Annotated in this window: 24 protein-coding genes; 8 read left to right on the forward strand and 16 right to left on the reverse strand. The window is 67.3% G+C overall.

Annotated elements, in window-relative coordinates; genetic code table 11:
• Nucleotides 1-3: 3 nt before the first annotated feature.
• The 7 genes from eccD to MJO58_RS27390 all read right to left on the reverse strand — a co-directional run bounded on the left by eccD (nucleotide 4) and on the right by MJO58_RS27390 (nucleotide 6323).
• Complete coding sequence (gene eccD, locus MJO58_RS27360; protein WP_090597942.1) at nucleotides 4-1497, reverse strand: type VII secretion integral membrane protein EccD; 1494 nt, start codon at nucleotides 1495-1497, stop codon at nucleotides 4-6.
• Entirely contained in the window at nucleotides 1498-2526 is a 1029-nt protein-coding gene (locus tag MJO58_RS27365; RefSeq protein ID WP_239721570.1) for a MinD/ParA family ATP-binding protein, read from the reverse strand.
• Nucleotides 2527-2561: 35 nt separating this feature from the next.
• On the reverse strand, nucleotides 2562-3395 hold the full coding sequence (locus MJO58_RS27370) for an ESX secretion-associated protein EspG (protein WP_239721571.1): 834 nt from the start codon (nucleotides 3393-3395) through the stop codon (nucleotides 2562-2564).
• A gap of 59 nt (nucleotides 3396-3454) precedes the next feature.
• Nucleotides 3455-3745, reverse strand: a complete 291-nt coding sequence (locus tag MJO58_RS27375) for a WXG100 family type VII secretion target (RefSeq protein ID WP_090597946.1) — start codon at nucleotides 3743-3745, stop codon at nucleotides 3455-3457.
• Between the two features lie 43 nt (nucleotides 3746-3788).
• Nucleotides 3789-4112: a WXG100 family type VII secretion target gene (locus tag MJO58_RS27380; protein ID WP_090597947.1), complete on the reverse strand. Its 324-nt coding sequence runs from the start codon at nucleotides 4110-4112 to the stop codon at nucleotides 3789-3791.
• A 140-nt stretch (nucleotides 4113-4252) separates the two neighbouring features.
• Nucleotides 4253-4759 carry a pullulanase gene (locus MJO58_RS27385; RefSeq protein ID WP_239723470.1) on the reverse strand — a complete coding sequence of 169 codons (507 nt, stop codon included), beginning with the start codon at nucleotides 4757-4759 and terminating at the stop codon, nucleotides 4253-4255.
• Between the two features lie 121 nt (nucleotides 4760-4880).
• Nucleotides 4881-6323: a CCA tRNA nucleotidyltransferase gene (locus tag MJO58_RS27390; protein WP_090597949.1), complete on the reverse strand. Its 1443-nt coding sequence runs from the start codon at nucleotides 6321-6323 to the stop codon at nucleotides 4881-4883.
• Nucleotides 6324-6586: 263 nt separating this feature from the next.
• Here MJO58_RS27390 and MJO58_RS27395 point away from each other — a divergent pair, with 263 nt between their 5' ends.
• The 8 genes from MJO58_RS27395 to MJO58_RS27430 all read left to right on the forward strand — a co-directional run bounded on the left by MJO58_RS27395 (nucleotide 6587) and on the right by MJO58_RS27430 (nucleotide 17651).
• On the forward strand, nucleotides 6587-7318 hold the full coding sequence (locus MJO58_RS27395) for an NUDIX hydrolase (RefSeq protein ID WP_239721573.1): 732 nt from the start codon (nucleotides 6587-6589) through the stop codon (nucleotides 7316-7318).
• Nucleotides 7315-9726, forward strand: a complete 2412-nt coding sequence (locus MJO58_RS27400) for a DUF6049 family protein (RefSeq protein WP_239721575.1) — start codon at nucleotides 7315-7317, stop codon at nucleotides 9724-9726. The genes MJO58_RS27395 and MJO58_RS27400 overlap by 4 nt, the downstream gene beginning before the upstream one ends.
• On the forward strand, nucleotides 9723-13364 hold the full coding sequence (locus tag MJO58_RS27405; RefSeq protein ID WP_239721576.1) for a lipid II flippase MurJ: 3642 nt from the start codon (nucleotides 9723-9725) through the stop codon (nucleotides 13362-13364). Before MJO58_RS27400 ends, MJO58_RS27405 begins: the two co-directional genes overlap by 4 nt.
• A gap of 62 nt (nucleotides 13365-13426) precedes the next feature.
• Entirely contained in the window at nucleotides 13427-14014 is a 588-nt protein-coding gene (gene sigM / locus MJO58_RS27410) for an RNA polymerase sigma factor SigM (RefSeq protein ID WP_239721577.1), read from the forward strand.
• Between the two features lie 47 nt (nucleotides 14015-14061).
• Nucleotides 14062-14838 carry an RsmA family anti-sigma factor gene (locus MJO58_RS27415; RefSeq protein ID WP_239721578.1) on the forward strand — a complete coding sequence of 259 codons (777 nt, stop codon included), beginning with the start codon at nucleotides 14062-14064 and terminating at the stop codon, nucleotides 14836-14838.
• A gap of 93 nt (nucleotides 14839-14931) precedes the next feature.
• Nucleotides 14932-15948, forward strand: coding sequence for a thioredoxin-disulfide reductase (gene trxB / locus MJO58_RS27420; RefSeq protein ID WP_090597960.1), 1017 nt, complete (start codon nucleotides 14932-14934; stop codon nucleotides 15946-15948).
• On the forward strand, nucleotides 15945-16298 hold the full coding sequence (gene trxA / locus MJO58_RS27425) for a thioredoxin (protein WP_090597962.1): 354 nt from the start codon (nucleotides 15945-15947) through the stop codon (nucleotides 16296-16298). The genes trxB and trxA overlap by 4 nt, the downstream gene beginning before the upstream one ends.
• A 132-nt stretch (nucleotides 16299-16430) precedes the next feature.
• The gene (locus MJO58_RS27430; RefSeq protein WP_239721579.1) at nucleotides 16431-17651 is read left to right on the forward strand and encodes an N-acetylmuramoyl-L-alanine amidase; all 1221 of its coding nucleotides are present in this window, start codon (nucleotides 16431-16433) and stop codon (nucleotides 17649-17651) included.
• Here the strand turns inward: MJO58_RS27430 and MJO58_RS27435 are convergent.
• From MJO58_RS27435 to rpmH, 9 genes are all read right to left on the reverse strand, one after another.
• On the reverse strand, nucleotides 17648-18409 hold the full coding sequence (locus MJO58_RS27435) for an acetyltransferase (protein WP_239721580.1): 762 nt from the start codon (nucleotides 18407-18409) through the stop codon (nucleotides 17648-17650). The genes MJO58_RS27430 and MJO58_RS27435 overlap by 4 nt on opposite strands.
• Nucleotides 18410-18694: 285 nt before the next feature.
• Entirely contained in the window at nucleotides 18695-19678 is a 984-nt protein-coding gene (locus MJO58_RS27440) for a ParB/RepB/Spo0J family partition protein (RefSeq protein ID WP_090597969.1), read from the reverse strand.
• A 23-nt stretch (nucleotides 19679-19701) separates the two neighbouring features.
• Nucleotides 19702-20712, reverse strand: a complete 1011-nt coding sequence (locus tag MJO58_RS27445; protein WP_434086283.1) for a ParA family protein — start codon at nucleotides 20710-20712, stop codon at nucleotides 19702-19704.
• Nucleotides 20709-21500, reverse strand: coding sequence for a 16S rRNA (guanine(527)-N(7))-methyltransferase RsmG (gene rsmG / locus MJO58_RS27450; RefSeq protein WP_434086284.1), 792 nt, complete (start codon nucleotides 21498-21500; stop codon nucleotides 20709-20711). Before rsmG ends, MJO58_RS27445 begins: the two co-directional genes overlap by 4 nt.
• Before the next feature lie 65 nt (nucleotides 21501-21565).
• Nucleotides 21566-22156, reverse strand: coding sequence for a Jag family protein (locus MJO58_RS27455; RefSeq protein ID WP_090597973.1), 591 nt, complete (start codon nucleotides 22154-22156; stop codon nucleotides 21566-21568).
• Nucleotides 22157-22243: 87 nt separating this feature from the next.
• On the reverse strand, nucleotides 22244-23293 hold the full coding sequence (gene yidC / locus MJO58_RS27460) for a membrane protein insertase YidC (protein WP_434086392.1): 1050 nt from the start codon (nucleotides 23291-23293) through the stop codon (nucleotides 22244-22246).
• Nucleotides 23294-23336: 43 nt separating this feature from the next.
• A complete protein-coding gene (gene yidD, locus MJO58_RS27465) occupies nucleotides 23337-23699 on the reverse strand; it encodes a membrane protein insertion efficiency factor YidD (protein WP_239721584.1) in 363 nt (120 codons plus the stop codon).
• Entirely contained in the window at nucleotides 23696-24052 is a 357-nt protein-coding gene (rnpA, locus tag MJO58_RS27470) for a ribonuclease P protein component (protein ID WP_090608268.1), read from the reverse strand. Before rnpA ends, yidD begins: the two co-directional genes overlap by 4 nt.
• Before the next feature lie 23 nt (nucleotides 24053-24075).
• Nucleotides 24076-24219: a 50S ribosomal protein L34 gene (gene rpmH / locus MJO58_RS27475; RefSeq protein ID WP_003874369.1), complete on the reverse strand. Its 144-nt coding sequence runs from the start codon at nucleotides 24217-24219 to the stop codon at nucleotides 24076-24078.
• Nucleotides 24220-24841: the final 622 nt, after the last annotated feature.

A 24841-nucleotide genomic window follows, 5' to 3' on the forward strand; every position in this document is an offset into this window, starting at 1 on the left:
GGGTCATCGCATGCGCACCCAGGTGAACAATCCGCCGATCCATGCGGCCAGCGGCAGGGCCGCGATGATCGCTGCGATCTCCACCCATTCGGCGGTCATCCGCACCAACGGGGTGAATCGGGTGATCGGCACGAGCAGGGCGGCCAGCAGGCCGGTGCCGCCGAACACGGCCAGAACCAGGGCGCCCCAAAACAGCCCGTAGCCCGATGAAGTGGACTCGTGCAGAACGAATTTCGCGACACCGACGCACAACGCCGCGGCGGCGCCGCAGACCAGCGCGATCGCCTGTCGTTTGTCGGCGAAAGCCCGCCCCCGGCTGATGAAGATCACTACGAACAGGCCGGCCAGCACGGCGGCCGGCAGACTGCGGTCGCGACCCGGCATCAGGGTGGTCCACACCGCGACGGGCAGGGTCAGGCCCGCTCCCACGCAGATTCCGGTCAGTACGTTGTTGGCGTGGACCGCCGCGAGCGCGATCTGAGCACCGCGCGGCGTGGTGTCGGAATTGGCTTCGTCGTCGGCGCCTTCCTCGACCGGCGACACCGCGTCAGCGGGTAGGCCCGCGCTGCGCCGGAACAGATCGCGCCCGGTGATCGAGCCGAAGTAGGGCGGCCGGATCCGCGCGACCCACAGCGCGATCGTCGGGGCCATGGTCAGCAGCAGGAGCAGGGCGACAAGCGCGCACATGCCCAGCCATTGCGCCGGCACGGGCCACCACATCCGGGCCGCGGCGGCCGCCCCGCCGAGACCCAGTACTGTCACCACGGTCGCGGCCACATTCGCGTGACGCCCGGTCGCGGACGTGATTCCACAGGTCAGCACCGCGCCTGCCAGAGCGGCGATAAACGCATGCGCGGCCCCGACCTGTCCCGGCGCGCCGGACGCGAGGCTGGCCGTGAGCAAGGGCAACGCGATCCAGCCGAGCCCGTCGACCATGTCGGTGCGACCCGGCCACCATCGCCACGCCGTGGTCGCGCCACCGGCGATCAGCAGACCGGCCACCCCGGTCACGATGGTGGGCATCAGCGAGTCGGTTGAGACGCGTTGGCGCACAGCCAGTCCCAACAGGGTCAGGGAGACCATCGCCAGGATTACCAATGCGGTGTGCGCGGCGGTTTTGAGCGTGACCGGCTCGAACAGTGCCTTGCCGACCCGGGCCAAACCCGTCGACAACGACTCGTACTGCGGCTCGAACGATTCCCCTGCTACCGCCGGGACCAGGGTGAGCGTGGCGCCGTCTTCGACGCCGAGTTCGTCAAGCGTCTTCGTGACGTCCAGCCGTACCCCGTTGGCCTTGTGAAGTTCGTATCCGATGCCGGACTCCAGTCCGATGAAACCCCGGCGTTTGAGTTCCTCGTTGAGTAGCTCGACGACGTTGTCGATGAAGGCCTCGATCGGCACCGAGGCCGGATAGACCTGCGAAACCAGATGTTCTCCGCATACGACGGCGACCGCACAACGGGCTGGAAACGAGACCTTACCCACGTATGGGGTCATTTAACGCGGCCTGTCGGCATCTGGAATGTATTTGTCGGCCAATGCCGCGGTGATTTCGAATATGCGCAGGCGGGTTTTCTTTTTCAATTCATGCCGGGTGTCAATGATCCCGCCCTTTGCGAGGAATGGGTCGTACGGCATGAATTCGACGGTTGCGCCCGATTGAGCGAAACGCTCGGTGAGATAAGTGCGCGCCTCCGCGTCGTATTTATCGCGACTGTCGTTGAGGATGACCATGCTGCGCGACACCAGCTCGTGGTAGCCCATCGAGCGCAGCAGGTCGATCGCGCGGGTCACCGGCAACGAGGTGTCGGCGGTGAGGCCGGACACGAAGACCAGGGTGTCGCACGCGTCGAGCACCGCCTTCATCACCGGGTGCTCGAGATCGTCGGAGGTATCCACCACGATCACGGTGTGGGTGCGGCGCAGCCGCGACAGCACTCCGGAGAACATCGAGGCCACCAACGGTCGCGGCTGGTCGGACGCGCGGTTGCCGGCGAGCACGTCGAGTCCAAGGCTGTTCTGCCCCAAGTGTTCTCGGATATCGGCGTAGCCCTGCACGTCGGTGTCGTTGAGGACCGCCGCGTAGTCGCCCGGCGGAGATTCGTCGATCCGCCCGGCCAGCGTGCCGAAGCCGGGGGCCGCGTCGATCGCGACGACGTTCTCGGGCCGACACTCGCGGAACACCGCACCGATGCAGGCGGTCATCGTGGTCTTACCGACGCCCCCCTTTCCCGAGACGACCCCCACCACGTACTGCTTGCGGATGTGACGACGGATGCGCTCCTGCAGCTCGCGATAGTGTCTCTCGGACGGCGATTCGCCGAAGTTGATGACATGGCCCGACACCTGATACAGGAATTTACGCCAGCCTCCGCCGGGCGGAATTTTGCGCGGGGCGACCATATCGGAAATGCGTAATGTTCCGGACACTGAATCTTGGTTTTGGTACTGCGGGGCGGGCGGTTCTCGCCGAGTCGGTCCGCCCTGATCCGGTGAATTGGATGAGCCCGTCCACGGATTCGTCACGATGCCGATGCTATCATTTTGGCACTGCCTTTCGACTACACGACTTTTCGGTACGAATGCCATTCCTCGTGGGCCGGTAACCGCCGCACCATCTGGTTGATCGCGATACCGATGTTGGTCTTGGTCCCCGGCGCGATGATCATCCAGTTCTTGCCCCCGGACGAAACCTGTTCGGCGACGACACGTCCTTCCGTCGTATCGATGATCGTCACCGCGCCCGGTTCAAAGTGCGTCCGGGTGGCCAGGCCGGTTTCCACCCCAGACTGCAGGGCGACGAACGAGGCCTGGGCCGAGCGACTGGGATCGGTGGCCAGTTTCAACATGTGCACCTGATCGGCATCGAGGCCTTGATTGCCCAGAAACTCGTGCAGCGATCGCTCGTCGGTGGCAGTGGCGCGCATCGCGTCCGCATCCAGCGTGACCGGCCGTAGCGGCGCGGGATCATTTGCGCCGCATAGTCTTTCGATCTGTGCGTTGAGCGCCGCACTGGCCGTGCCCTCGTTGTTCGCGATGCCCGCCCCGGTGATCCGGACCAGGTCTCCGGATCGTTCGATGGCGACCCACCACTGCGCGAACCTGGCGAGCAGTGCGCGCGCCGGTTCGCCGCCGTCGGCCAGGCGGAAATGCACCAGCAATCCGATGTCGCGGCGCGACAGCACGGTCAGCCATTCGACGATCGCGCCGTCGACGGAATCGGTTTCGTCGATCGCCCCGGCGGCGCGCAGCTCCGCGGTCACCGGGTGTGCCAGCGCCGCGTGTTTGGGCTCGACGCGGGGCAGATGCGGTCGCAGCCCCATCTCGGGAGCCAGGACCTCGATGCCGGTGAGTACTTGTAGGACCCAGAGGCCGTCTAGAGAGGTGGTCAGCACGGTCTTCCCTTAGAGCCAAGCGCGGGGCGCACGCTTACGTGCGCCCCGCCGAGCCCTGGTTACACGAAAAAGGCGCCGATCGCGTTGTCGGCGTTGATCGCGGCCTCGTGCACATTGCCGACGGTGTGCCCGTGCAGGCTGACGGTCTGAATCATGTCCTGCAACCCGTGCAGCATCTGCTGTTGCGCGTCGAAGAACGCCGTGGCGCCCTGGCCCTGAAAGAACTCGGCCAGCGACTGGGTGATGTGCAGCACGTCGTCGTGAATTTCCATCAACTGCGCGGCTTGGGTTGCGATGTCACCGGTGAGGCCGCTGACGACGGCGTGGTTGTAGGTAATCTGGTCTGACATTTTTGTTATTCCTTACGGTAATTGGGCTATTGGGGTTACCGACTTAGGCGGACTGGGCTCCGCCGAACACACCATTGAGGTTGTGGGCCGAATCGGCTTCGTGGTGTTCCATCAGCGTGGCCGTCTTGCCGAGACCGTGCGCCAACCGGTTGCCGCCGGTCATGATCTGCTGCAGGTCGTGCTGGATTTGGCCGGCCGTGTTCAGCGACGTCGTCCCCGCCTGGCCGGTCCACCCGGCGGCGCTGACGACGTTCTCGTGGCCGCTCAGGTATTGATTGGCGATGGCGGCTGCCTCTTGCAGGCGCGACTCGATCTTCTGCTGTGAAGCGCGCAGCAGGTCCGGTGTGACAACGGTTGAACTTGGCATTTTTTCTCCCTCGATTTCCTAGGCCTCCCCGACCGGATATGGATAAGAGTGTAGACAGGGATCGGGGTCTGTCACTTCAGTTGGTTTGCCTGCTGCACAGGCGTTGATCTACCCATTCGCGAAAGCCGTAAAACACCATGTCAAAGCCGGGTCGCGCCATCTGCGGACCCGTCACCGTCGGTATCGGATAACCGGACATCCCAGCGCCCGTCGCCGTCGGTATCCACATAACCGGTCACGCCGGTCTCGTCGGTGCACAGCACCCGGTCGGCCACCCCATTGCCGTCGACGTCCAGCAGCCGATCGTCTGGATGCCCTATCCCGTCGAAGTCGACCAGCGGCCCGCCGGTGTGCTCGATCCCGTCGAGCCCGTACCAGCGCAATCCCCCGGCCCGGTCCACCGCCACCGCCCACGTTCCCGACCCGTCGTCGGTGAAGTACGCCTCGGGGGTGCCGTCATTGTCGAGATCGAGTACCGCGTGATCGACCAATCCATCCCCGTCGAAGTCGGCTAACGCGTCGTCGCGCATGCCGTCGTGGTCGAAGTCCAGCCCCATCGATTCGAGACGGCCGTCGTGATCGAGGTCCAGGTCGGGTTGGCCGTGCCACATCGCCGCGCCGTTATCGCCTGCCAAGCAGTAGTCCATACCTTTCCGACGCACGTCGAACGTCGGTGGTTCCGGCGCCGCCGACACGTCGGCCCGCAGGATCTTCAATGCTTCGAAATGGGCAACTACTAAAACTCGTCGGCGGCGCCCACGGCCAGACTCAAGCGTTGCCGCGCGTCTTCCACCAGGCGAGCAGCTCCGCGGTGGCTTCCTCGTCGGTCAGCGGGCCGCGGTCCAGGCGTAGCTCCTTGAGGAACCGCCACGCCTCGCCGACCTGCGGCCCGGCCGGGATGTCCAGCAGCTCCATGATCCGATTGCCGTCCAGATCGGGCCGCACCCGCGCCAGATCCTCCTGGGCGGCCAGCTCGGCGATGCGCGCCTCGAGCCGGTCGTAGTTGGCCTGCAGCCGTGCGGCGCGGCGCTTATTGCGGGTGGTGCAGTCGGCGCGGACCAGCTTGTGCAACTGCGGCAGCAGCGGCCCGGCGTCGGTGACGTAGCGGCGCACCGCGGAGTCGGTCCACTTCCCGTCGCCGTAGCCGTGGAACCGCAGATGCAGATACACCAACTGGGAGACGTCGTCGACCATCTGCTTGGAGTACTTGAGCGCCCGCATCCGCTTGCGCGTCATCTTGGCGCCGACGACCTCATGGTGGTGAAAGCTCACGCCGCCGTTTTCTTCGTGGCGTCTGGTGGCGGGCTTGCCGATGTCGTGCAGCAACGCCGCCCAGCGCAGCACCAAGTCGGGGCCGTCGTCTTCGAGTTCGATGGCTTGGCGCAGCACGGTCAACGAGTGCTGGTAGACGTCCTTGTGCTGGTGGTGTTCGTCGATGGCCATCTGCATGGCCCCGACTTCGGGCAGCACGACCTCACCCATCCCGGTCTGCACCAGCAAGTCGATCCCGGCGACCGGGTCGGCGCCCAACAGCAGCTTGTCCAGTTCGGCGGCCACCCGTTCGGCGCTGATCCGGGCCAGCTGCGGGGCCATCTCCTCGATCGCCGTCCGCACCCGGGGGGCGACGGTGAACCCCAGCTGCGAAACAAACCGCGCGGCGCGCAGCATCCGCAGCGGGTCGTCTCCGAACGACACCGACGGCGCCGCCGGGGTGTCCAGTACGCGCGCCTTGAGCGCCGCCAAACCGCCGAGGGGATCGAGGAATTCGCCCGGGCCGGCCGACGTGATACGCACGGCCATCGCGTTCGCGGTGAAATCGCGGCGCACCAAGTCGTCTTCAAGGCGGTCACCGAACTTCACCTCGGGATTGCGCGACACCTGGTCGTAGCTGTCCGCGCGGAACGTGGTGATCTCCAGGCGGTGCTCGTCCTTGCCGACGCCCACGGTGCCGAATTGGATGCCGGTCTCCCAGACCGCGTCCGCCCAGCCCCGCACGATCTGCTGCACCTGCTCGGGCCGCGCGTCGGTGGTGAAGTCCAGGTCGGGGCTCAACCGGCGCAGCAGCGCGTCGCGCACCGATCCGCCGACCAGATAAAGGTCGTGCCCCGCGGCCTCGAACAAGGCGCCCAATCCGCCCAGCGCGGCGGCGTGCTGATTCAGGGCAATCCACGCCGACGTCAGCAGCTCTACATCGTCGGCGGCTTCAGACACGTTCGATCAGCCTAGTCGTGTGACGATGCGGGCAGGGACGGCCCGCTGAGGAGCACAACAATTCAGCCTAGTCGTGTGACGATGCGGGCAGGGACGGCCCGCTGAGGAGCACGACAATTCAACTCAGTCGTGTGACGATGCGGGCAGGGACGGCCCGCCGAGGAGCACGACAATTCAACCTAGTCTTCCGCGGGCCGTCGTCGCGCCCGCACCAGCGGCGAGTGTGTCCGGAAGAACAGCTCGTGCCAGCTACTATCGCTTGGGTGTCGGATGGCGAACAAGCCAAACCACGTCGACGTCGGGGGCGCCGCCGCGGTCGTGGCGGTGTCGGCGCGTCCGAAAACGACGCCGACGCCAAGGTGACCGCCGACTCGGCGGCAAACAACAGGCGTCGACCGCGCCCAGCCCGCCGGGTGCCGGAGCGGCTGCGGACCGTGCATGAGACATCTGCGGGCGGCCTGGTCATCGACGGCATCGACGGCCCGATGGACGCGCAGGTCGCGGCCCTGATCGGGCGCATCGATCGGCGTGGACGGATGCTGTGGTCGTTGCCCAAGGGGCACATCGAACTCGGCGAGACGGCCGAGCAGACCGCCATTCGCGAGGTCGCCGAGGAGACCGGGATCCGCGGCAGCGTGTTGGCCGCACTCGGACGCATCGACTACTGGTTTGTCACCGACGGTCGTCGGGTGCACAAGACCGTGCACCACTATTTGATGCGCTTCTCCGGCGGGGAGTTGTCCGACGAGGACCTTGAAGTCGCCGAGGTGGCGTGGGTGCCGATGCAGGAACTGCCGTCGCGGTTGGCCTACGCCGACGAACGTCGGCTCGCCGAAGTCGCCAACGAGCTGATCGGAAAGCTGCAGACCGACGGTCCCGCCGCGCTTCCGCCGCTGCCGCCCAGCACGCCCCGGCGCAACCCGCAGACCCATTCCCGAACCCGGCATTCCGACAAGCCCCGCGGTCGTAAGAACGGTCACGGGCCGGGGCCGTGACCGCGCCCCGACTCTGCTGGGCCGCCTTGTTGCGCCTTGCCGTCGTGATCGGCATCGTCGCCGGTTTTGCGGTGGTACTCACCGGCCCCATCGGCGCGCCCCGCGCCGCGGCCAACGAACCCGGATCGACGCCGTTCGTCCGCGTCCGCATCGACCAGGTGACCCCGGACGTCGTCACCACGACCAGCCCGGCGGTCGTCACTGTCAGCGGAACGGTGACCAACATCGGTGATCGCCCGGTGCGCGACGTGATGGTCCGGCTCGAACACGCCGCCGCGGTCACCACCTCGGCGAGCCTGCGCACCTCGCTGGATGGCGGCACGGATCAATACCAGCCGGCCGCCGACTTCCTCACGGTGGCACCCGAACTCCAGCGGGGCCAAGAGGTCGGTTTCACCCTGTCCGCGCCGCTGCGCTCGCTGGCCAAAGCGTCGCTCGGGATCAACCAGCCGGGTATCTATCCCCTGCTGGTCAACGCCAACGGCACCCCCGACTACGGTGCCCCCGCCCGCCTGGACAACGCGCGGTTCCTGCTGCCGGTGATCGGGGTGCCGCCCGACCGCGCCGATGCCCTGGAATCCGCGGTCGCGCCGGACACCTCGAAACCCGTGTGGGTGACCATGCTGTGGCCACTGGCCGACCGCCCCCGGTTGTCCCCGGGCCAACCGGGCGGCACCATCGGAGTCCGCCTGGTCGACGACGACCTGGCCTCCTCATTGGCCACCGGCGGCCGGCTGGACATCCTGCTGTCCGCGGCTGAGGTCGCAACCAGCCATGACGTCGACCCCGACGGCGCGGTCGGCCGCGCGCTATGCCTGGCCATCGACCCGGACCTGCTGGTGACCGTCAACGCGATGACGGCCGGCTATGTCGTGTCCAACTCCCCCGACGGGCCGGCACAACAGCCGGGCACCCCGACGCACCCCGGCACCGGGCAGGCGGCCGCGACCGGCTGGCTGAACCGGTTGCGCGCGTTGGGCAGGCGCACGTGCGTCGCCCCGCTGCCCTACGCGCTGGCCGATCTCGACGCGTTGCAGCGCGTCAACGATCCGGGCCTCAGCGCGATTGCCACGACCAGCGTCGGCGACATCGTCGACCACATTCTGGACGTCTCCTCCATCCGCGGTGCCACGCTGCTCCCGGACGGCCCGCTGACCCGCGACACGGTCGACCTGCTCAGCGCCAACAACAGCACGGTCGCGGTGGCCGCCGGCGAGCTGGTCGCCCCGGACCCGCAGACGTCGTCCGCGCCCGACGCCGTCGACACCGCACCGCGGCGGCTGTCCCCGCAGGTGGTGGTCGCGCCGTTCGACCCAGCGGTCGGTGCGGCGCTCGCCGGTGCGGGCAACAGCCCCAGCGTGCCCACCTATCTGGACCCGTCGCTGACGGTTCGGCTCGCGCACGATTCCAACACCGCGCGCCGGCAGGACGCCCTGGGCTCGATGCTGTGGCACGCGCTGGACCGAGACGCCCCGCCGCGCACCCAGCTCCTGGTTCCGCCGGCGACGTGGAACCTGGGCGCCGACGATGCGCAGGTGATCCTGACGGCGCTGGCAACGACGATCCGTTCCGGGCTAGGGGTGCCCCGGCCGCTGCCGGCGGTGATCGGCGACGCTCAAGCCGTCGAGGGGGGCCACGCCGAGCCGGCGCAACCGCTGGACGTCGCCGCCCCCGAGCGGGGCCGGTTCGGCGAGAACGTCATCGCCGACATCAACGGCCAGGCCGGCCGGTTGTGGAAACTGACCGCCGCGCTCAGCACCGACGAGCGCACCGGCCTGACCGGCGTCCAGTACACCGCTCCGCTGCGCGAAGACATGCTGCGCGCGCTGAGCCAGTCCGAACCGACCGATACCCGCAACGGGCTGGCCCAGCAACGGCTGGCGGTCGTCGGTAATACGATCAACGACCTGTACGGTGCCGTGACGATCGTCAACCCCGGCGGGTCGTACACCCTGGCCACCGAGCACAGTCCCCTGCCGTTGGCGCTGCACAACGGTCTCGCCGTGCCGATCAAGGTCCGCCTGCAGGTCGACGCCCCGCCCGGGATGACCGTGACCGACGTCGGTGAGATCGAACTGCCGCCCGGTTACCTGCCGCTGCGGGTGCCGATCGAAGTGAACTTCACCCAGCGCGTCGCGATCGACGTCACGCTGAGAACCCCGGACGGCACGCGGCTGGGCGACCCGGTGCGCATGTCGGTGCACTCCAACGCCTACGGCAAGGTGCTGTTCGCGATCACCCTGACCGCGGCGGCGGTGCTGGTGCTGCTCGCCGGGCGCCGGTTGTGGCATCGGTTCCGCGGCCAGCCCGACCGCGCCGACCTGGACCGCCCCGACCCGCCCCACCACCATCCCGCCGACACGGGGCGTGAGGTCGGCGGCCGCGTCGACGAAGAGCACCGCGTATGAAACCCGCCTACCGGCGATCCCATCCTCAGCAACCGCCGCCGCGGCAGCAGCCGCCACCACGGCCGTCCGGGCCGCCGGGCCGGATTCCGTCGCCGACGGGACCGCTGCCGCCAGTGACTGACCTGCCCACCCGGCGGGTGGAGCTGTCCGACGCCGCCGTGGTGTCGCGATCGTGGGCGATGGCATTCGCGACACTGGTCAGCCGGATCACCGGCTTCGGCCGGATCGTGGTGCTGGCCGCAATCCTGGGTGCGGCACTGTCCAGCGCCTTCTCGGTAGCCAATCAGCTGCCGAACCTGGTCGCCGCGCTCGTGCTGGAGGCGACCTTCACCGCGATCTTCGTGCCGGTGCTGGCACGGGCCGAACAGAGCGACCCCGACGGTGGCGCCGCGTTCGTCCGGCGCCTGGTCACGGTGACCACCACCCTGCTGGTGTTCGCCACCATCGTTTCGGTGGCGGCCGCGCCGCTGCTGGTCCGGCTGATGCTCGGTCGCAGCCCGCAGGTCAACGAGCCGCTCACCACCGCATTCGCCTACCTGCTGCTGCCGCAGGTGCTCGCCTACGGCCTCACGTCGGTCTTCATGGCAATCCTGAACACCCGCAACGTCTTTGGGCCGACGGCGTGGGCGCCGGTCGTCAACAATGTCGTCGCGCTGGCGACCCTGGCGGTGTATCTGGTCGTCCCCGGTGAGCTGTCGGTGGATCCCGTCCGGATGGGCAACACCAAGCTGTTGGTGCTCGGTATCGGTACCACGCTGGGCGTGTATGCGCAGACCGCGGTACTGCTGGTCGCGCTGCGCCGCGAGCGCGTCAGCCTGCGCCCACTGTGGGGAATCGACCAGCGGCTCAAGCGATTTGGCGCGATGGCCGCCGCGATGGTGCTCTATGTGCTGATCAGCCAGCTGGGCTTGGTGGTGGGCAACCAAATCGCCAGCACCGCGGCGGCTTCCGGCCCGGCGATCTACAACTACACCTGGCTGGTGCTGATGCTGCCGTTCGGCATGATCGGCGTCACGGTGCTGACCGTCGTGATGCCGCGCCTGAGCCGCAACGCGGCCGCCGACGACACCGAGGCGGTGCTCGCCGACTTGTCGCTGGCCACCCGGCTGACGCTGATCACGCTGATTCCGATCGTGGCGTTCATGACCGTCGGCGGGCCGGCGATCGGTAGCGCGCTGTTCGCCTACGGTCACTTCGGCGGGGTCGACGCCGGATACCTGGGCGCCGCGATCGCCTTGTCGGCGTTCACGCTGATCCCGTACGGCCTGGTGCTTCTGCAGCTGCGCGTGTTCTACGCGCGCGAGCAGCCCTGGACGCCGATCGTGATCATCCTCGTCATCACGGCCGTCAAGATCGCCGGATCGGTGCTCGCGCCGCATCTGACCCACGATCCCCAGCTGGTGGCCGGCTACCTCGGGCTGGCCAACGGGCTGGGGTTCTCCGCCGGTGCGCTCGTCGGCTACTACCTGCTGCGACGCACGCTGCTGCCGGGCCGCGGTCAGCTGATCGGGTCCGCGGAGGTGCGGACGATCCTGGTGACGATCGTCGCGTCGATGCTGGCCGGCCTGATCGCCCACATCACCGACCGGCTGTTGGGGCTGGCCGCATTGACCGCGCGCGGAGGCGCTGCTGGTTCCCTGCTGCGGCTGTTGGTGCTGGGCTGCATCATGGCGCCGATCATGGCGACGGTCATGGTTCGTGCGCAGGTCCCGGACGCGGTGGCGGCATTGGGGGCGGTCCGTCGCCGGATCGGCGGTCGCGGCGCCAAGCCGGCCGCGGCCCTGGAATCCCGGCCGCCCGATGCCCCACGGGGATCGTCTCAGCCGGGCCCGGTCACGTACCCTGAGCAGAGGAATTCGTCCCCGCCGGGGGTTGATGCGGTCCAGGAGCCGATCCGGCGCAGGCCTGCGGATCGAGCGGGCGACGCCCGGCTAGCGAAAGGACCGGAGGTGACCGACCGCCCCTTGGAGAGCGCTGCCTCGGGCCCTGGGTCCGGATTGGGTTCAGGCGGCGAGCGCCCCTCGCAAATAGCAAGGCCGACTGCCGACGACTTCCAGCCCGATATACCGGCCGGGCGCAAGCCCGAACCATCCGGGCCGCCGCCGTCGGAGCCGCGCAACGGCGATGTCGTCCGCGAACGTGCCGCGGAATCGTCGGGTGATGACGTCCACCTGGTTCCCGGCGCCCGGATCGCCGGGGGCCGGTATCGGCTACTGGTCTTCCACGGCGGTGCGCCGCCGCTGCAGTTCTGGCAGGCACTCGACACCGCGCTGGACCGGCAGGTGGCGCTGACGTTCGTCGATCCGGACGGCGCCCTGCCCGAGGACGTTCTGCAGGAGATCCTGTCCCGCACGCTGCGGCTGAGCCGGATCGACAAGCCCGGGATCGCCCGCGTGCTCGACGTCGTCCGGAACCAACGCGGCGGCCTGGTGGTTGCGGAGTGGATCCGTGGCGGCTCGTTGCAGGAGGTGGCGGACACCGCGCCCTCGGCGGTCGGCGCCATTCGGGCGATGCAGTCGTTGGCCGTTGGCGCAGACGCCGCCCACCGCAACGGGGTCGCCCTGTCGATCGACCATCCCAGCCGGGTCCGGGTCAGCATCGACGGCGATGTGGTGCTGGCCTTCCCGGCGACCATGCCCGACGCCAACCCCGAGGACGACATCCGCGGCATCGGCGCCTCGCTGTACGCCCTGCTGGTCAACCGGTGGCCGCTGCCGGAGTTCGGGGTGCGCAGCGGACTCGCGCCGGCCGAGCGGGACGCATCGGGCCTACCCGTCGAACCCAACTCCATCGATCGCGACATTCCCTTTCAGATCTCGGCGGTCGCCGTCCGCTCCATCCAAGAGGATGGCGGAATCCGCAGTGCGTCAACGCTTTTGAACCTTTTGCAACAGGCCACCGCGGTGGCCGACCGCACCGAGGTGCTGGGCCCGATCGACGACTCCCCGCCACCTGAAGCCCCGCGAACGACCGGCCGGGAGTACGCGGCGATGGTGCGACGGCGCCGCAACCTGGCGATCGGCGCCGCCGCGGCACTCGCGATCATCGTGGTCGCGTTGTTGGTGCTGGCGTCGATCGTGAGCAAGATCTTCGGCAATGTCGGCGGCGGCCTCAACAAAGACGAGCTCGGGCTCAACGGGCCGAGCGCGTCGAGCGCGTCGTCGTCGCCGAACCCCGCCGCGGCGGGCAGCATCGTCAAACCCACTCGGGCCACGGTCTTTTCGCCCGACGGCGATGCCGACAATCCGGGTACGGCCGGGCAGGCGATCGACGGCGACCCGACCACCGCCTGGGCGACCGAGGTCTATACCGATGCCGTGCCGTTCCCCAGCTTCAAGCAGGGCGAGGGGCTGATCCTGCAGCTGCCGAAACCCACGGTGATCGGCCAGGTCAGCATCGATACGCCGAGCACCGGCACCAAGGTCGAGATTCGCGCCGCGTCCACGGCCTCGCCCTCGAAGCTGGACGACACCACCGTGCTGGCCCCGGCGTTCACCCTGAAGCCCGGTCATAACGTCATCCCGGTCAAGGCCGGCGCGCCGACGTCGAACCTGCTGGTGTGGATCTCCACCTTGGGAACCACCAGCGGCAAGAGCCAGGCCGGCTTCTCGGAGATCACCATTCAAGCCGCGTCCTGAGACTCACAACCCCGCCGTCGGGTGAAGTGCCGCACGGCACCCGATTGGATACTGTCCGGCCCGTGGGCGTCGGGGGGTTTATCCAGCAGGAACGCAGTGATGCCGAGCTGCTGGCCGCCCATGTCGCCGGTGACCGCTATGCGTTCGGCGAACTGTTCGGACGTCACCGGCGCCAGCTGCACCGCCTTGCCCGGCTGACTACCCGCACCCCCGAGGACGCCGAAGACGCACTGCAGGACGCCATGCTGTCGGCACACCGCGGCGCCGGCTCGTTTCGCCATGACGCCGCCGTCGGCAGTTGGCTGCACCGGATCGTGGTCAACGCCTGCCTGGATCGGCTGCGGCGCAGCAAATCTCACCGGACCGCGCCGCTCGAGGACGTCTATCCGGTGCCCGATCGCACGGCTCAGGTCGAAACGGCGATGGTGGTGCAACGCGCGCTGATGCGGCTTCCGGTCGAGCAACGCGCCACCATCGTGGCGGTCGACATGCAGGGCTATTCGATCGCCGACACCGCGGCGCTGCTGGGCGTCGCCGAGGGCACGGTCAAGAGCCGATGCGCCCGCGCCCGGGTGCGGCTGGCCCATCTACTCGGCTATCTGGACGCCGGCGCCCACACCGCCCCCGACCGCCCCGCCGGCCCGCATTAACGGGCCGCGCACGACCGTCGGGCCGGGCATGACGGACACTGGGGCGGATGGGCGACGCGGAGAACGAACCGGCGGATGATGATCCTGATCCTCGGAATGCGGGGGCGGACCCACCGCCGACGATCGAGTCGCTCGCCGACCTGCAGGCCGGTCTGCTGGACGACGAAGCCGCCGCCCGGCTGCGCAGGCAAGTGCGCCAAGACCCGCACGCCCGGCAGGTCATGGAGGCGTTGAATCAGGTGCGCCGCGATGTCGCGGCCGTCGGCGCGGACCCGGAATCGGCGCCCGAACCACCGGCCGCGGCAACGGAGCGGATCTTCGAGGCGCTGCGGGCAGCGGCCCCCGGTGCCTCGGCGAGGGTGGCGACTCACTCCGCACGCCCGCGCATCCGCCCCGCCCGGGTCGCCGCCGGGGTGGCCGGTGCCGGCGCCGTGCTCGCCGCAGTCGGTGTCGGCACGGTGGCGCTGCTCAACGAGCCCGAGCCCGCCCCGAGCGCCCCAACCACCGCCATGCACATCACGGTGTCGACTCCGCCGATGGCGATCCCGCTGTCGGCGTCCGAGATCGGTGCCCTGTTGAGCCGTGCTCCCGAGTACGGTCCGCTCGGCGACCCCGGTCGGCGCGCATCCTGCCTGGGCGGTCTCGGCTATCCGGCTTCCACACCGGTGCTTGCCGCGCGGCCGATCGAGATCAACGCGCGCCCCGGCGTGCTGCTGGTGCTACCCGCCGATAGTCCGGGCGACCTGGCGGTCTTTGCGGTGGCCCTGAACTGCAGCGCCGCCGATACGGGGCTATTAGCCAGCACCCAGGTCCCCCGCCCTTAAAGTGGTGCCACGTGCTGCGCGACACGGCCGGGAACACCCGCGCCTAGGCTGGCGTTCGACACGATTGAGAAATCTGTACTTCGAAAGGCTCGCATGACCGACACCGCTCATGACAAAGTCCACGACGTCATCGTCATCGGTTCCGGTCCGGCCGGGTATACGGCAGCCCTCTACGCGGCGCGCGCACAACTGGCGCCGGTGGTCTTCGAAGGCACGTCGTTCGGCGGAGCGCTGATGACCACGACCGAGGTGGAGAACTACCCCGGCTTCCGCGACGGCATCACCGGTCCGGAGCTGATGGACCAGATGCGCGAGCAGGCGTTGCGCTTCGGGGCGGACCTGCGGATGGAAGACGTCGAATCCGTTTCGCTGGACGGGCCGGTCAAGTCCGTCGTCACCGCCGAGGGTGAGACGTTCAAGGCGCGCGCCGTCATCCTGGCCATGGGCGCTGCGGCGCGTTACCTGCAGGTCCCCGGCGAGCAGGAACTGCTGGGCCGCGGGGTCAGCGCATGTGCCACCTGTGACGGATTCTTCTTCCGCGACCAGGACATCGCCGTGATCGGCGGCGGTGACTCGGCGATGGAAGAGGCGACGTTCTTGACCCGATTCGCCCGCAGCGTGACGCTGGTGCACCGGCGCGACGAATTCCGGGCCTCCAAGATCATGCTCGAGCGGGCGCGCACCAATGACAAGATCAAGTTCCTCACCAACCAGACCGTGGTCGCGGTGGACGGCGAGACTACTGTGACGGGATTGCGGTTGCGCGACAACATAACTGGTGAAGAGACCACACTCCCAGTCACGGGTGTGTTCGTCGCGATCGGTCACGAACCACGGTCGGCTCTGGTGCGCGACGTCATCGACGTCGACCCGGACGGCTACGTACTTGTCAAGGGCCGCACCACAAACACCACACTCGAAGGTGTCTTCGCGGCCGGCGACCTGGTGGACCGCACCTACCGGCAGGCCGTCACCGCGGCGGGCAGTGGCTGCGCGGCGGCCATTGACGCCGAGCGCTGGTTGGCCGAGCACGAAGAAACGGAAGTCGCCGGCGAAACGACGGCGGCCGGAAATGCGGACGATACCGATTTGATTGGAGCACCACGATGAGTGACGCCGAAAAAGCCGGAGCCACAAAGGAAGTCTCCGACGCTTCCTTCTCTGCGGACGTGTTATCCAGCAATAAGCCTGTGCTGGTTGACTTTTGGGCGACGTGGTGCGGACCGTGCAAGATGGTCGCGCCCGTTCTCGAAGAAATCGCGGCCGAGCGCTCGGATCAGCTGACCGTCGCGAAGCTCGACGTCGACGCTAACCCCGAGACGGCGCGCGACTTCCAGGTCGTATCGATCCCCACGATGATCCTGTTCAAGGACGGCCAACCGGTGAAGCGAATCGTCGGCGCGAAGGGCAAGGCGGCACTACTGCGCGAGCTTTCCGACGCGGTGCCCAACCTCACCTGATCGCGATCCGGTTTATCGCGGCGCATCGCCGCTCAGCCTGGGGTTTTCCGGATATTGAGCAGAATCTGCGACAATACCGCTTAGCTGTATTGCATTTGTGAGCCTGTCAGTTTGTCCCGGAGGGCCCTTGGTATGTCGAGTCCGCGCCGCGAAAACGGCGACGCTCTGCGCTGTGGTGACCGCAGCGCAGCTGTGACCGAGATCCGGGCCTCGCTGGCTGCATTGGGGCTACTGGACGGCGCCGGCGAAGACCTGACGACGGGCCGGCATGTGTACCTCGAGGTCTTCGACGCCCAACTGGACCAGGCCGTCCGCGCCTTCCAGCAGCATCGTGGGCTGCTCGTCGACGGCATCGTCGGCGAGGCGACTTACCGGGCACTGAAGGAGGCGTCCTACCGGCTCGGCGCGCGCACGCTGTACCACCAATTCGGCGCTCCCCTCTACGGCGACGATGTCGCGACGCTACAGGCCCGGCTGCAAGATCTCGGTTTCTACACCGGCCTGGTCGACGGACATTTCGGCCTGCAAACTCACAACGCGTTGATGTCGTACCAACGCGAGTACGGGATGTCGGCAGACGGCATCTGCGGGCCGGAAACCTTGCGCTCCTTGTACTTTCTGAGTTCGCGGGTCAGCGGCGGTTCGCCCCACGCCATTCGCGAAGAAGAACTCGTCCGGCGCTCGGGTCCCCGACTTTCGGGCAAGCGGATCATCATCGATCCGGGTCGCGGCGGTGACGACCATGGTCTGATCGCACACGGCCCGGCCGGCCCGGTCAGTGAAGCAGATATCTTGTGGGACTTGGCCAGTCGGCTGGAAGGCCGGATGACCGCGATCGGCATGGAGACCTTCCTGTCCCGCCCCACCAACCGCAGTCCGTCGGACGCCGAACGGGCCGCTACCGCCAACAACGTCGGTGCCGACCTGATGATCAGCCTGCGCTGCGAAGCTCAGGTCAGCTCTGCCGCCAACGGCGTGGCATCGTTTCACTTCGGTAACTCGCACGGGTCGGTGTCGACGATCGGCCGCAATCTCGCCGACTTCATTCAGCGAGAAGTGGTGGCCCGCACCGGGTTACGCGATTGCCGGACGCATGGCCGCACCTGGGATCTGCTGCGGCTGACCCGGATGCCCACTGTCCAGGTCGACGTCGGCTACATCACCAACCCCGGTGACCGGGACAGGCTGCTCTCGGCGCAAACGCGGGATGCGGTGGCCGAAGGAATCCTCGCCGCGGTAAAGCGGCTCTACTTGCTCGGCAAGAACGACCGGCCTACCGGCACCTTCACTTTCGCCGAGCTGCTTGCTCACGAATTGTCGGTCGAACGGACCACCCGCCTCGGCGGTACTTAACCGTTCTGCTTGTGCTGCAACGTATTTCCCGCCTTCAAAACACTGCCAGACCCGGCGCCGACCGGCTGCTGAAGTTCCGCGTTTTGCAGCAGGCGCTCCAGGGCCGCTTCCACCTCGGCCTTCCATCCCAGGCCCTTGTCGAGCTCGAGACGTAACCGCGGGAAGTACGGATGTGGCGCCACCACAACGAAACCCACGTCTTTTAAGAACTCCGCATCGATGATGCAGCGGTCCACTGAGCAATCCCCGAGGGCCTCCAGCACCGGTCGGACGTCGGGGTCAGCGAGCTTGGGATCCAACGACTCCGACGCCGGAGTACGACCGAAGGCTTCCAGCGCGCGGACCCCGCGACGCATCAACTCGTCGATCACCCGGGCCAGCAGGTGATGCGGCAAATCGTCGGAGGCGTGCCCGAGTTCGACACCCATCGAAGTCAGCAGCACCGCGTCCGGCGACACCGGCGCGGTAGGAAACCGGTGCGCCCGCGGCACCGCACCCGGGGGCGCGTACAGCACATAGCCCAGACACGGCGGATCGGTGACGCTCTGCTCGTCGGGAATCGCGGTCGCGACCTGACCGCACGACCCCCACTCCAGCATCACCATCGACAGCCAAGCCTCTTTCTCGAATTCCGGATCGGCGAGGTGGTCCTGATCGCCGAGGGTCGCGGGATCGACCTCCCAGAAGACACAGCGGCGGGCATGCTTCGGCAGCTGCTCGAAGCCTTCGAGCCGCAGGGGCGTGATTCGAGCAGACACTAGCCTCCTGGCTTCCGTGCGTATCGCAGCCCATTGCCGCAAGCCCGGCTGTACCCGGGCCGACGTGCACCACCAACCGCTCCAGGATAGGAGAGTTTGTTGTTCTCGGGCCAGTGTTGACCCGGCCACGTTGGCGCCGCGGCCGAAACGCGCCGAAATACCCAGCCGGCAGCAGCCGAGCCTCGAAAAGGCTTGACGTACAACAGATCTCCGTGCTTGAGGGGGTCGGATACCCGTCCGGAATTCAACCGATGTCACAGTGACGTAATTACACCGTGTAACGGGTTATGCCTTGGGCGGGGTCATGGTGTCGATAATCCGCTGTAGGTCCTCGACCGAAGCGAACTCCACCACGATCCTGCCCTTGCGCTTACCCAGGCTGACGGTCACCCGGGTGTCGAAGGCGTTCGACAGCCGGTCGGCAACGTCTTGCAGACCGGGCATCTGGATCGGCTTGCGCCGCGGCGCGGCCGGGGCCGCCGCATCGCCGCGGTTGGCCAATGTCACGGCCTCTTCGGTGGCCCGCACCGACAGACCCTCGGCGACGATGCGGCTCGCCAACTCCTCCTGTGCCTCTGGCCCGGATTCCAGTGACAGCAGCGCACGGGCGTGGCCGGCGGACAGCACTCCGGCGGCGACGCGGCGCTGCACGGCGATCGGCAGCTTGAGCAACCGGATCATGTTGGTGATCAACGGCCGCGAGCGTCCGATTCGCGAGGCCAGCTCGTCGTGGGTGACCCCGAACTCGTCGAGCAGCTGCTGGTAAGCCGCGGCTTCTTCCAAGGGGTTCAGCTGTGCCCGGTGGATGTTTTCGAGGAGGGCGTCGCGCAACAGGTTGTCGTCGGTCGTCTCTCGCACGATGGCGGGAAGGGTGGCCAGCTGCGCCGCCTGGGCCGCCCGCCAGCGCCGCTCCCCCATCACGATCTGGTACCGCGCGCCGCCCGGTGTTGGGGTGATCGCGCGCACCACGATGGGCTGCAAAAGGCCGAACTCGCGGATCGAGTGCACCAGTTCGGCCAGGGCCTCGTCGTCGAACACCTGCCTGGGCTGCTTGGGGTTGGGCTCGATATCGGCCGGTGAGATCTCGCGATACACCGCGCCCATCTCGTTGACGATTGGTGCGGGTCCGCCGATCAGCACATCGGCGGCGGCGTCTCCCATTCTCGGACCCAGGGTCGCTGGTCCTGCATCGCCCTCGGCAGGTCCGGTAGGAATCAGCGCAGCAAGACCTCGGCCGAGCCCGCCCTTCTTTTTGCCCGCAGTCGTCATTGTCGTCCCTTCACGAATGGTGGTTAGTCGCGCTGCGCGAGTTCGCGGCTCGCGTCGAGATAGCTCATCGCCCCGCGGGATCCGGGATCGTAATCGATGATTGTCATGCTGTAGCCGGGCGCCTCCGACACCTTGACGCTGCGCGGGATGACGGTGCGCAACACCTTGTCGCCGAAGTAGCGGCGCACCTCCTCCGCGACCTGATCGGCGAGCTTGGTCCGGCCGTCGTACATCGTCAGAATCACCGTCGTCACATCCAGCTGCGGGTTGAGATGTGCCTTCACCATCTCGATGTTCCGCATCAGCTGTGACACTCCTTCGAGTGCGTAGTACTCGCACTGAATCGGGATCATCACTTCGGGCGCCGCGACGAGCGCGTTGATCGTCAGCAGTCCCAGCGACGGAGGGCAGTCCACGAAGACGTAGTCGAAGTCGAAGTCGTCCAGCTGCGCCAAAGCGTTGCGCAATCGATTCTCGCGCGCGACCATGCTCACCAATTCGATCTCGGCGCCCGCCAGGTCGATGGTCGACGGGACGCAGAAGAGTCGGTCGCTGTGCGGGCTGCGGCGCAGCGCGGTCTCGATCGTCTCCTCACCGAGAAGCACCTCGTACGACGAGGGGGTGCCCGATTGGCGGTCGGTGATGCCGAGCGCCGTGCTTGCGTTGCCCTGTGGATCGAGGTCGATGACGAGGGCCTTGAGGCCCTGCAGCGCGAGGGCGGCCGCGAGATTGACGGCGGTCGTCGTCTTGCCGACGCCGCCCTTCTGATTGGCGACGGTGAACACCCGGCGATGAGCCGGCCGGCGCAGCGGTGGGTAGGTCGTATGCAACACCCGCATGGCGCGTTCCGCCGCGGCACCGATCGGGGTGTCGAATTCGTTCGATGTTTCACGTGAAACATCCGCTACGGCGTCGCTCGGCGCTTCGTCCGCGAGTGGCACCGTCTCGTCCGGTGCGAGTGGCGGCGCCGGTGCCAACTGCGGGTGCTCCGCGCCTGGACCCGAGCCTCCGGATCGATCCCGGGGCGAGCTCATCGCATTCTCCTGTCCGCCCTTGGTGCCGACCCGCGCCGCGACCGCGTTGCGCGTTGCGCTACCACGACGGTTGCGGGCGGACGCAAATAGCTCGCGCCACATGTCACCACCCTGACATCAACTGCGTCCAGCGCGGCCATCCCACGCCGGTGTTCCTCGACCTCGTCGGGAGCGCGCTCCCCTTTGATCGCAATCATCCGTCCGCCCGGCCGTAGCAACGGCATGCTCCACTTCGTCAACTTGTCCAGCGCCGCGACCGCTCGCGAGACCGCGGCGTCCCTCTCGCCGAAGCGCTTACGTATCCCGGGCTCTTCGGCGCGACCGCGCGCCACTTCGACGGTTAACCCTAGTTCGGCGACGACCGCTTTGAGAAACTCGCTGCGGCGCAGGAGCGGCTCGAGCAGCACGATGTCCAAATCGGGCCGCGCGATCGCCAGCGGTATCCCCGGCAATCCCGCCCCGCTACCGATGTCAACCACCCGCTCGCCGTCGTCCAGGAGTTCGGTGACCGCTGCACTATTCAATAGGTGACGGTCCCATACCCGGCCGATCTCGCGCGGCCCGAGCAGTCCGCGTTCTACGGCGGTTGTCGCGAGGATCTCCGCGTAGGCCTTCGCGATGTCCAGATGCGGCCCAAAGATCTCCGCCGCAGCGGTCGGCGCGGGGCCCGGCCCGGCGGATGGCGTACCGGGCGGCGCCTCGGGCGGCTCGTCGGGCTTGGCCGGCGCCCCCGCTTCGGCGGGTGCCTGTGCCCGATCGAATCCGCCGACATGTTTCACGTGAAACATTCCTCCGGTCTTCGGACCTACAGCACCTCGCGCAGGGTGAACTACATCGCTGTAATGCGCGCCGACTAGTCGTGCAGGACAACCACGCGTCGGCTTGGCTCCACACCTTCGCTCTCGCTGTGGACGCCCACCACCGCAGCGACCGCGTCGTGGACGATCTTTCGCTCGAACGGGGTCATCGGCTTGAGCTCTTCACGCTCGCCGCTCTCCAGCACCCGTCGCGCAACCTTGTCGCCCAGCGCAGCCAACTCCTCCCGACGACGCCGGCGCCAGCTTGCGATGTCCAGCATCAGCCGGCTGCGCACGCCGGTCTTCTGGTGAACCGCGAGCCGGGTCAATTCCTGAAGTGCATCGAGCACCTCGCCGCCGCGGCCGACCAACTTGTTCAGGTCGTCGCTGCCGTCGATGCTGACAACCGCGCGGTTGCCCTCGACGTCCAGATCGATGTCACCGTCGAAGTCGAGCAGATCCAGCAGCTCTTCCAGATAGTCGCCGGCGATCTCGCCCTCGGCGACCAACCGCTCCTCCAGATCGTCGCCTTCGTCGGCCCCGGCCTCCGCTACCGTCGACTCGTCAGCCTCGTCAGCGTCGGCGGCGTCTTCCGGGACCGCCACTGGGGTGTCCAACTCGCGTTCGGTGGTGTCAGCGTCCGTCATTTTCTCTCCCTCATCCGTGGGTCCGTCCCTGTCTCATTCGGGTCACTCTCCGGAGACGGCCCGGTAAAGCTGTGGCGCTATTCGTCGTCAGCGCTTCCGTCGTTTCGGTCGAGCCCCGGGTCGGGGCGTGCGGTTGGCCGGACCGTCCGCGCTCCCGGACGTATCCGGTTTGTCCGGCGCGCCATCCGGCGCCTTTCCGTCGGACGCGTCGCCCGCGGCGTCGGCCTTCGGAGCATCCTCGTCGTCAACCGTCGACGAGCCGTTGCCCCCCGGCGCCGCCTTGCGTTTCGGCTTGGCTCCGGGCAGCGGCGCGTTGGCAGCCCGGCGTTGCAGCACCTCTTGTTTTTTGGCCTCGTCCTCTTTCTCAATCATGTTGAAGACGTAGTGCTGCTGGCCGAACGTCCAGATGTTGTTGGCGAACCAGTACAGAATGATCGCCAGCGGAAGGAACGGCCCACCGACGACGACGCCGAGCGGGAACACGTACAAAGCCATTTTGTTCATCATCGCGGTCTGCGGATTTGCGGCCGCTTCCGGGCTTTGGCGGGCAATCGATGCGCGGCTGTTGAAATACGTGGCCACGCCGGCAAGCAACATCACCGGAGCGCCGACCAAGATGACGGAGGGGCGGCTGAAGTCGATGAAGGCGTCCAAGCCGGTGCGCTGCGTCATCGACGCCCCGATCGGGGCGCCGAAAAGGTTCGCGTCCAGGAAGTGCCCGACGTCCGTCGGGCTGAACACGTAGTTCCCCGTCAACCGGTTCTGAACGACCGACATCTGTGGCTGGCCGAAGCCGCCCGTCGTGCGGTTGAAGGAACGCAACACGTGATACAGCCCGAGGAACACCGGGATCTGGGCGAGCATCGGTAAGCAGCCGAGAATCGGGTTGAAGCCGTGCTCCCGTTGCAGCTTCTGCATCTCGAGCGCCATGCGCTGACGATCCTTGCCGTACTTCTTCTGCAGCGCCTTGATCTGTGGCTGCAGTTCTTGCATCTGGCGGGTGGTGCGGATCTGCCGCACGAACGGCTTGTAGAGCAGTGCCCGCAGGGTAAAGACGAGGAACATCACCGACAGGGCCCACGCGAAAAAGTTCGAGGGTCCCAGCAATGCCCCGAACAGCTTGTACCAAACCCACATAATCCACGACACTGGGTAGTAGACGAAGTCGAGGCTAAACAGATCAAACGACAAAAGATTCACTCTCCCCTCGCGGCGCCGGGACGTCCCCGGCGGCGGTGGTGTCTGCAAAGTCCATCCGGCAGCCTCCGTGTGCTGAGGCGCGTTCCGGTATCGGGTCCCATCCTCCCCGATGCCACGGTCCGCACTTGGCCAGCCTGACCGCCGACAACCAGCTCCCGCGAATCAACCCGTGCTCGGTGAGGGCGTCCACGGCGTATTGACTGCAGGTCGGCACGAAGCGACATGTCGCCGGTCGTAGCGGCGACACCAGGTGCCGGTACAGCTGAATCAGGAAAACCAGACCGCGCACCAGTGTCCGACTCGCGCTGCCCACTCCCCCGCGCACCCGCGCCGGGACGGTCACCGGTCGGTCCCCGCGCGTTCGAAGGCGCGGCGCAGACCCTTGCGCAACTCCTGCTCCAACCGCGCCGACGACACCTGCCGACTACTCGGGAGCGCCCGGATAACCACCCGGTCATGTTGGTGAAGGTCAGCCAGCATGCCCCGGACGGCGTGACGAAGCCGGCGCGAAACCCGATGACGATCGACGGCCGAACCGACCGACTTGGCGACGATCAACCCCACGTGTGGCCCCGGTTCGTCATCGTCTCCCCGGCGCACGTGCACGACGAGATCGGGCTGCGCGGTGCGCATCCCGTTCTTCACTGTCGCGTCGAATTCCCGTGACCGCCTCATGCGGTTGCGCGCGGGAAGCACCGCCAACACGCCTGTCGGTCAGATCAGGCAGATAGCGCGCGGCGACCCTTGCGGCGCCGACCAGAGACGATGGCGCGACCCGCCCGAGTACGCATCCGCAAACGGAAGCCGTGCACACGAGCACGGCGCCGATTGTTCGGCTGGAAGGTCCGCTTGCCCTTGGCCACGGCGTTCTCCTCGTTCTGTCTCGCTAGAAGCTTGTCCCCGCCATCCGCCCGTTCACGTTTAGCTCAGCTAAATTGCGTCGTGACTCGGTCGAAAAGTGGTTCTCGCTGCTGGCCGGCGCGGTCCCCGGGCGAATAACTCCCGGGTCGCAGCCGTATCGCCGACTTTCGGGCGACTGTATGAGGGTACTGACGAGCGTTGGCTGGGTCAAACTTGGTCTGCCCCAACGAAGCCACTGGTACCCGACTTGAAGTCTCGGCTACCGGCGCAGGCGATCGGCAGGACATCGTCGACACGCCACGACACGCCCCGATGGACTCTAAAGAACGCGATTGGAATGCAACAGAACTGTTGGCAGCCGCACGGAAAACTGTTAGCTTCGGGCAATGCCGTTTCAGACCGGAACGGCGCTCGACAACGAAGCATGATGGCGGATCTACTCGCTGTGCAGACGACCTAGCTCCGGTTGTCTCCAGCCCGCGGATCGCGAGCCGTCGCCGATAGGTTGCGGCCCGCTTACGCCTATCCTGTCCACACCTGTGTATAACTATGTGGACAGTTGCTTTGTCGCCAAGCGTGGTTATACCTCGACCCCGGACGTTCTAGAACCAGGGAGATACGTCG

Source organism: Mycobacterium lentiflavum, from assembly GCF_022374895.2.
GTDB classification, from domain to species: Bacteria; Actinomycetota; Actinomycetes; order Mycobacteriales; family Mycobacteriaceae; genus Mycobacterium; species Mycobacterium lentiflavum.

Excerpts from the sequence above, each read along its gene's own strand:
- eccD (WP_090597942.1), bottom strand. The coding sequence starts at position 1,497 with ATGACCCCATACGTGGGTAAGGTCTCGTTTCCAGCCCGTTGTGCGGTC.
- MJO58_RS27375 (WP_090597946.1), bottom strand. The coding sequence starts at position 3,745 with ATGTCAGACCAGATTACCTACAACCACGCCGTCGTCAGCGGCCTCACC.
- MJO58_RS27380 (WP_090597947.1), bottom strand. The coding sequence starts at position 4,112 with ATGCCAAGTTCAACCGTTGTCACACCGGACCTGCTGCGCGCTTCACAG.
- MJO58_RS27385 (WP_239723470.1), bottom strand. The coding sequence starts at position 4,759 with ATGGACTACTGCTTGGCAGGCGATAACGGCGCGGCGATGTGGCACGGC.
- MJO58_RS27405 (WP_239721576.1), top strand. The coding sequence starts at position 9,723 with ATGAAACCCGCCTACCGGCGATCCCATCCTCAGCAACCGCCGCCGCGG.
- MJO58_RS27415 (WP_239721578.1), top strand. The coding sequence starts at position 14,062 with ATGGGCGACGCGGAGAACGAACCGGCGGATGATGATCCTGATCCTCGG.
- trxB (WP_090597960.1), top strand. The coding sequence starts at position 14,932 with ATGACCGACACCGCTCATGACAAAGTCCACGACGTCATCGTCATCGGT.
- trxA (WP_090597962.1), top strand. The coding sequence starts at position 15,945 with ATGAGTGACGCCGAAAAAGCCGGAGCCACAAAGGAAGTCTCCGACGCT.
- MJO58_RS27430 (WP_239721579.1), top strand. The coding sequence starts at position 16,431 with ATGTCGAGTCCGCGCCGCGAAAACGGCGACGCTCTGCGCTGTGGTGAC.
- MJO58_RS27440 (WP_090597969.1), bottom strand. The coding sequence starts at position 19,678 with ATGACGACTGCGGGCAAAAAGAAGGGCGGGCTCGGCCGAGGTCTTGCT.
- MJO58_RS27445 (WP_434086283.1), bottom strand. The coding sequence starts at position 20,712 with ATGAGCTCGCCCCGGGATCGATCCGGAGGCTCGGGTCCAGGCGCGGAG.
- rsmG (WP_434086284.1), bottom strand. The coding sequence starts at position 21,500 with ATGTTTCACGTGAAACATGTCGGCGGATTCGATCGGGCACAGGCACCC.
- MJO58_RS27455 (WP_090597973.1), bottom strand. The coding sequence starts at position 22,156 with ATGACGGACGCTGACACCACCGAACGCGAGTTGGACACCCCAGTGGCG.
- yidC (WP_434086392.1), bottom strand. The coding sequence starts at position 23,293 with ATGTGGGTTTGGTACAAGCTGTTCGGGGCATTGCTGGGACCCTCGAAC.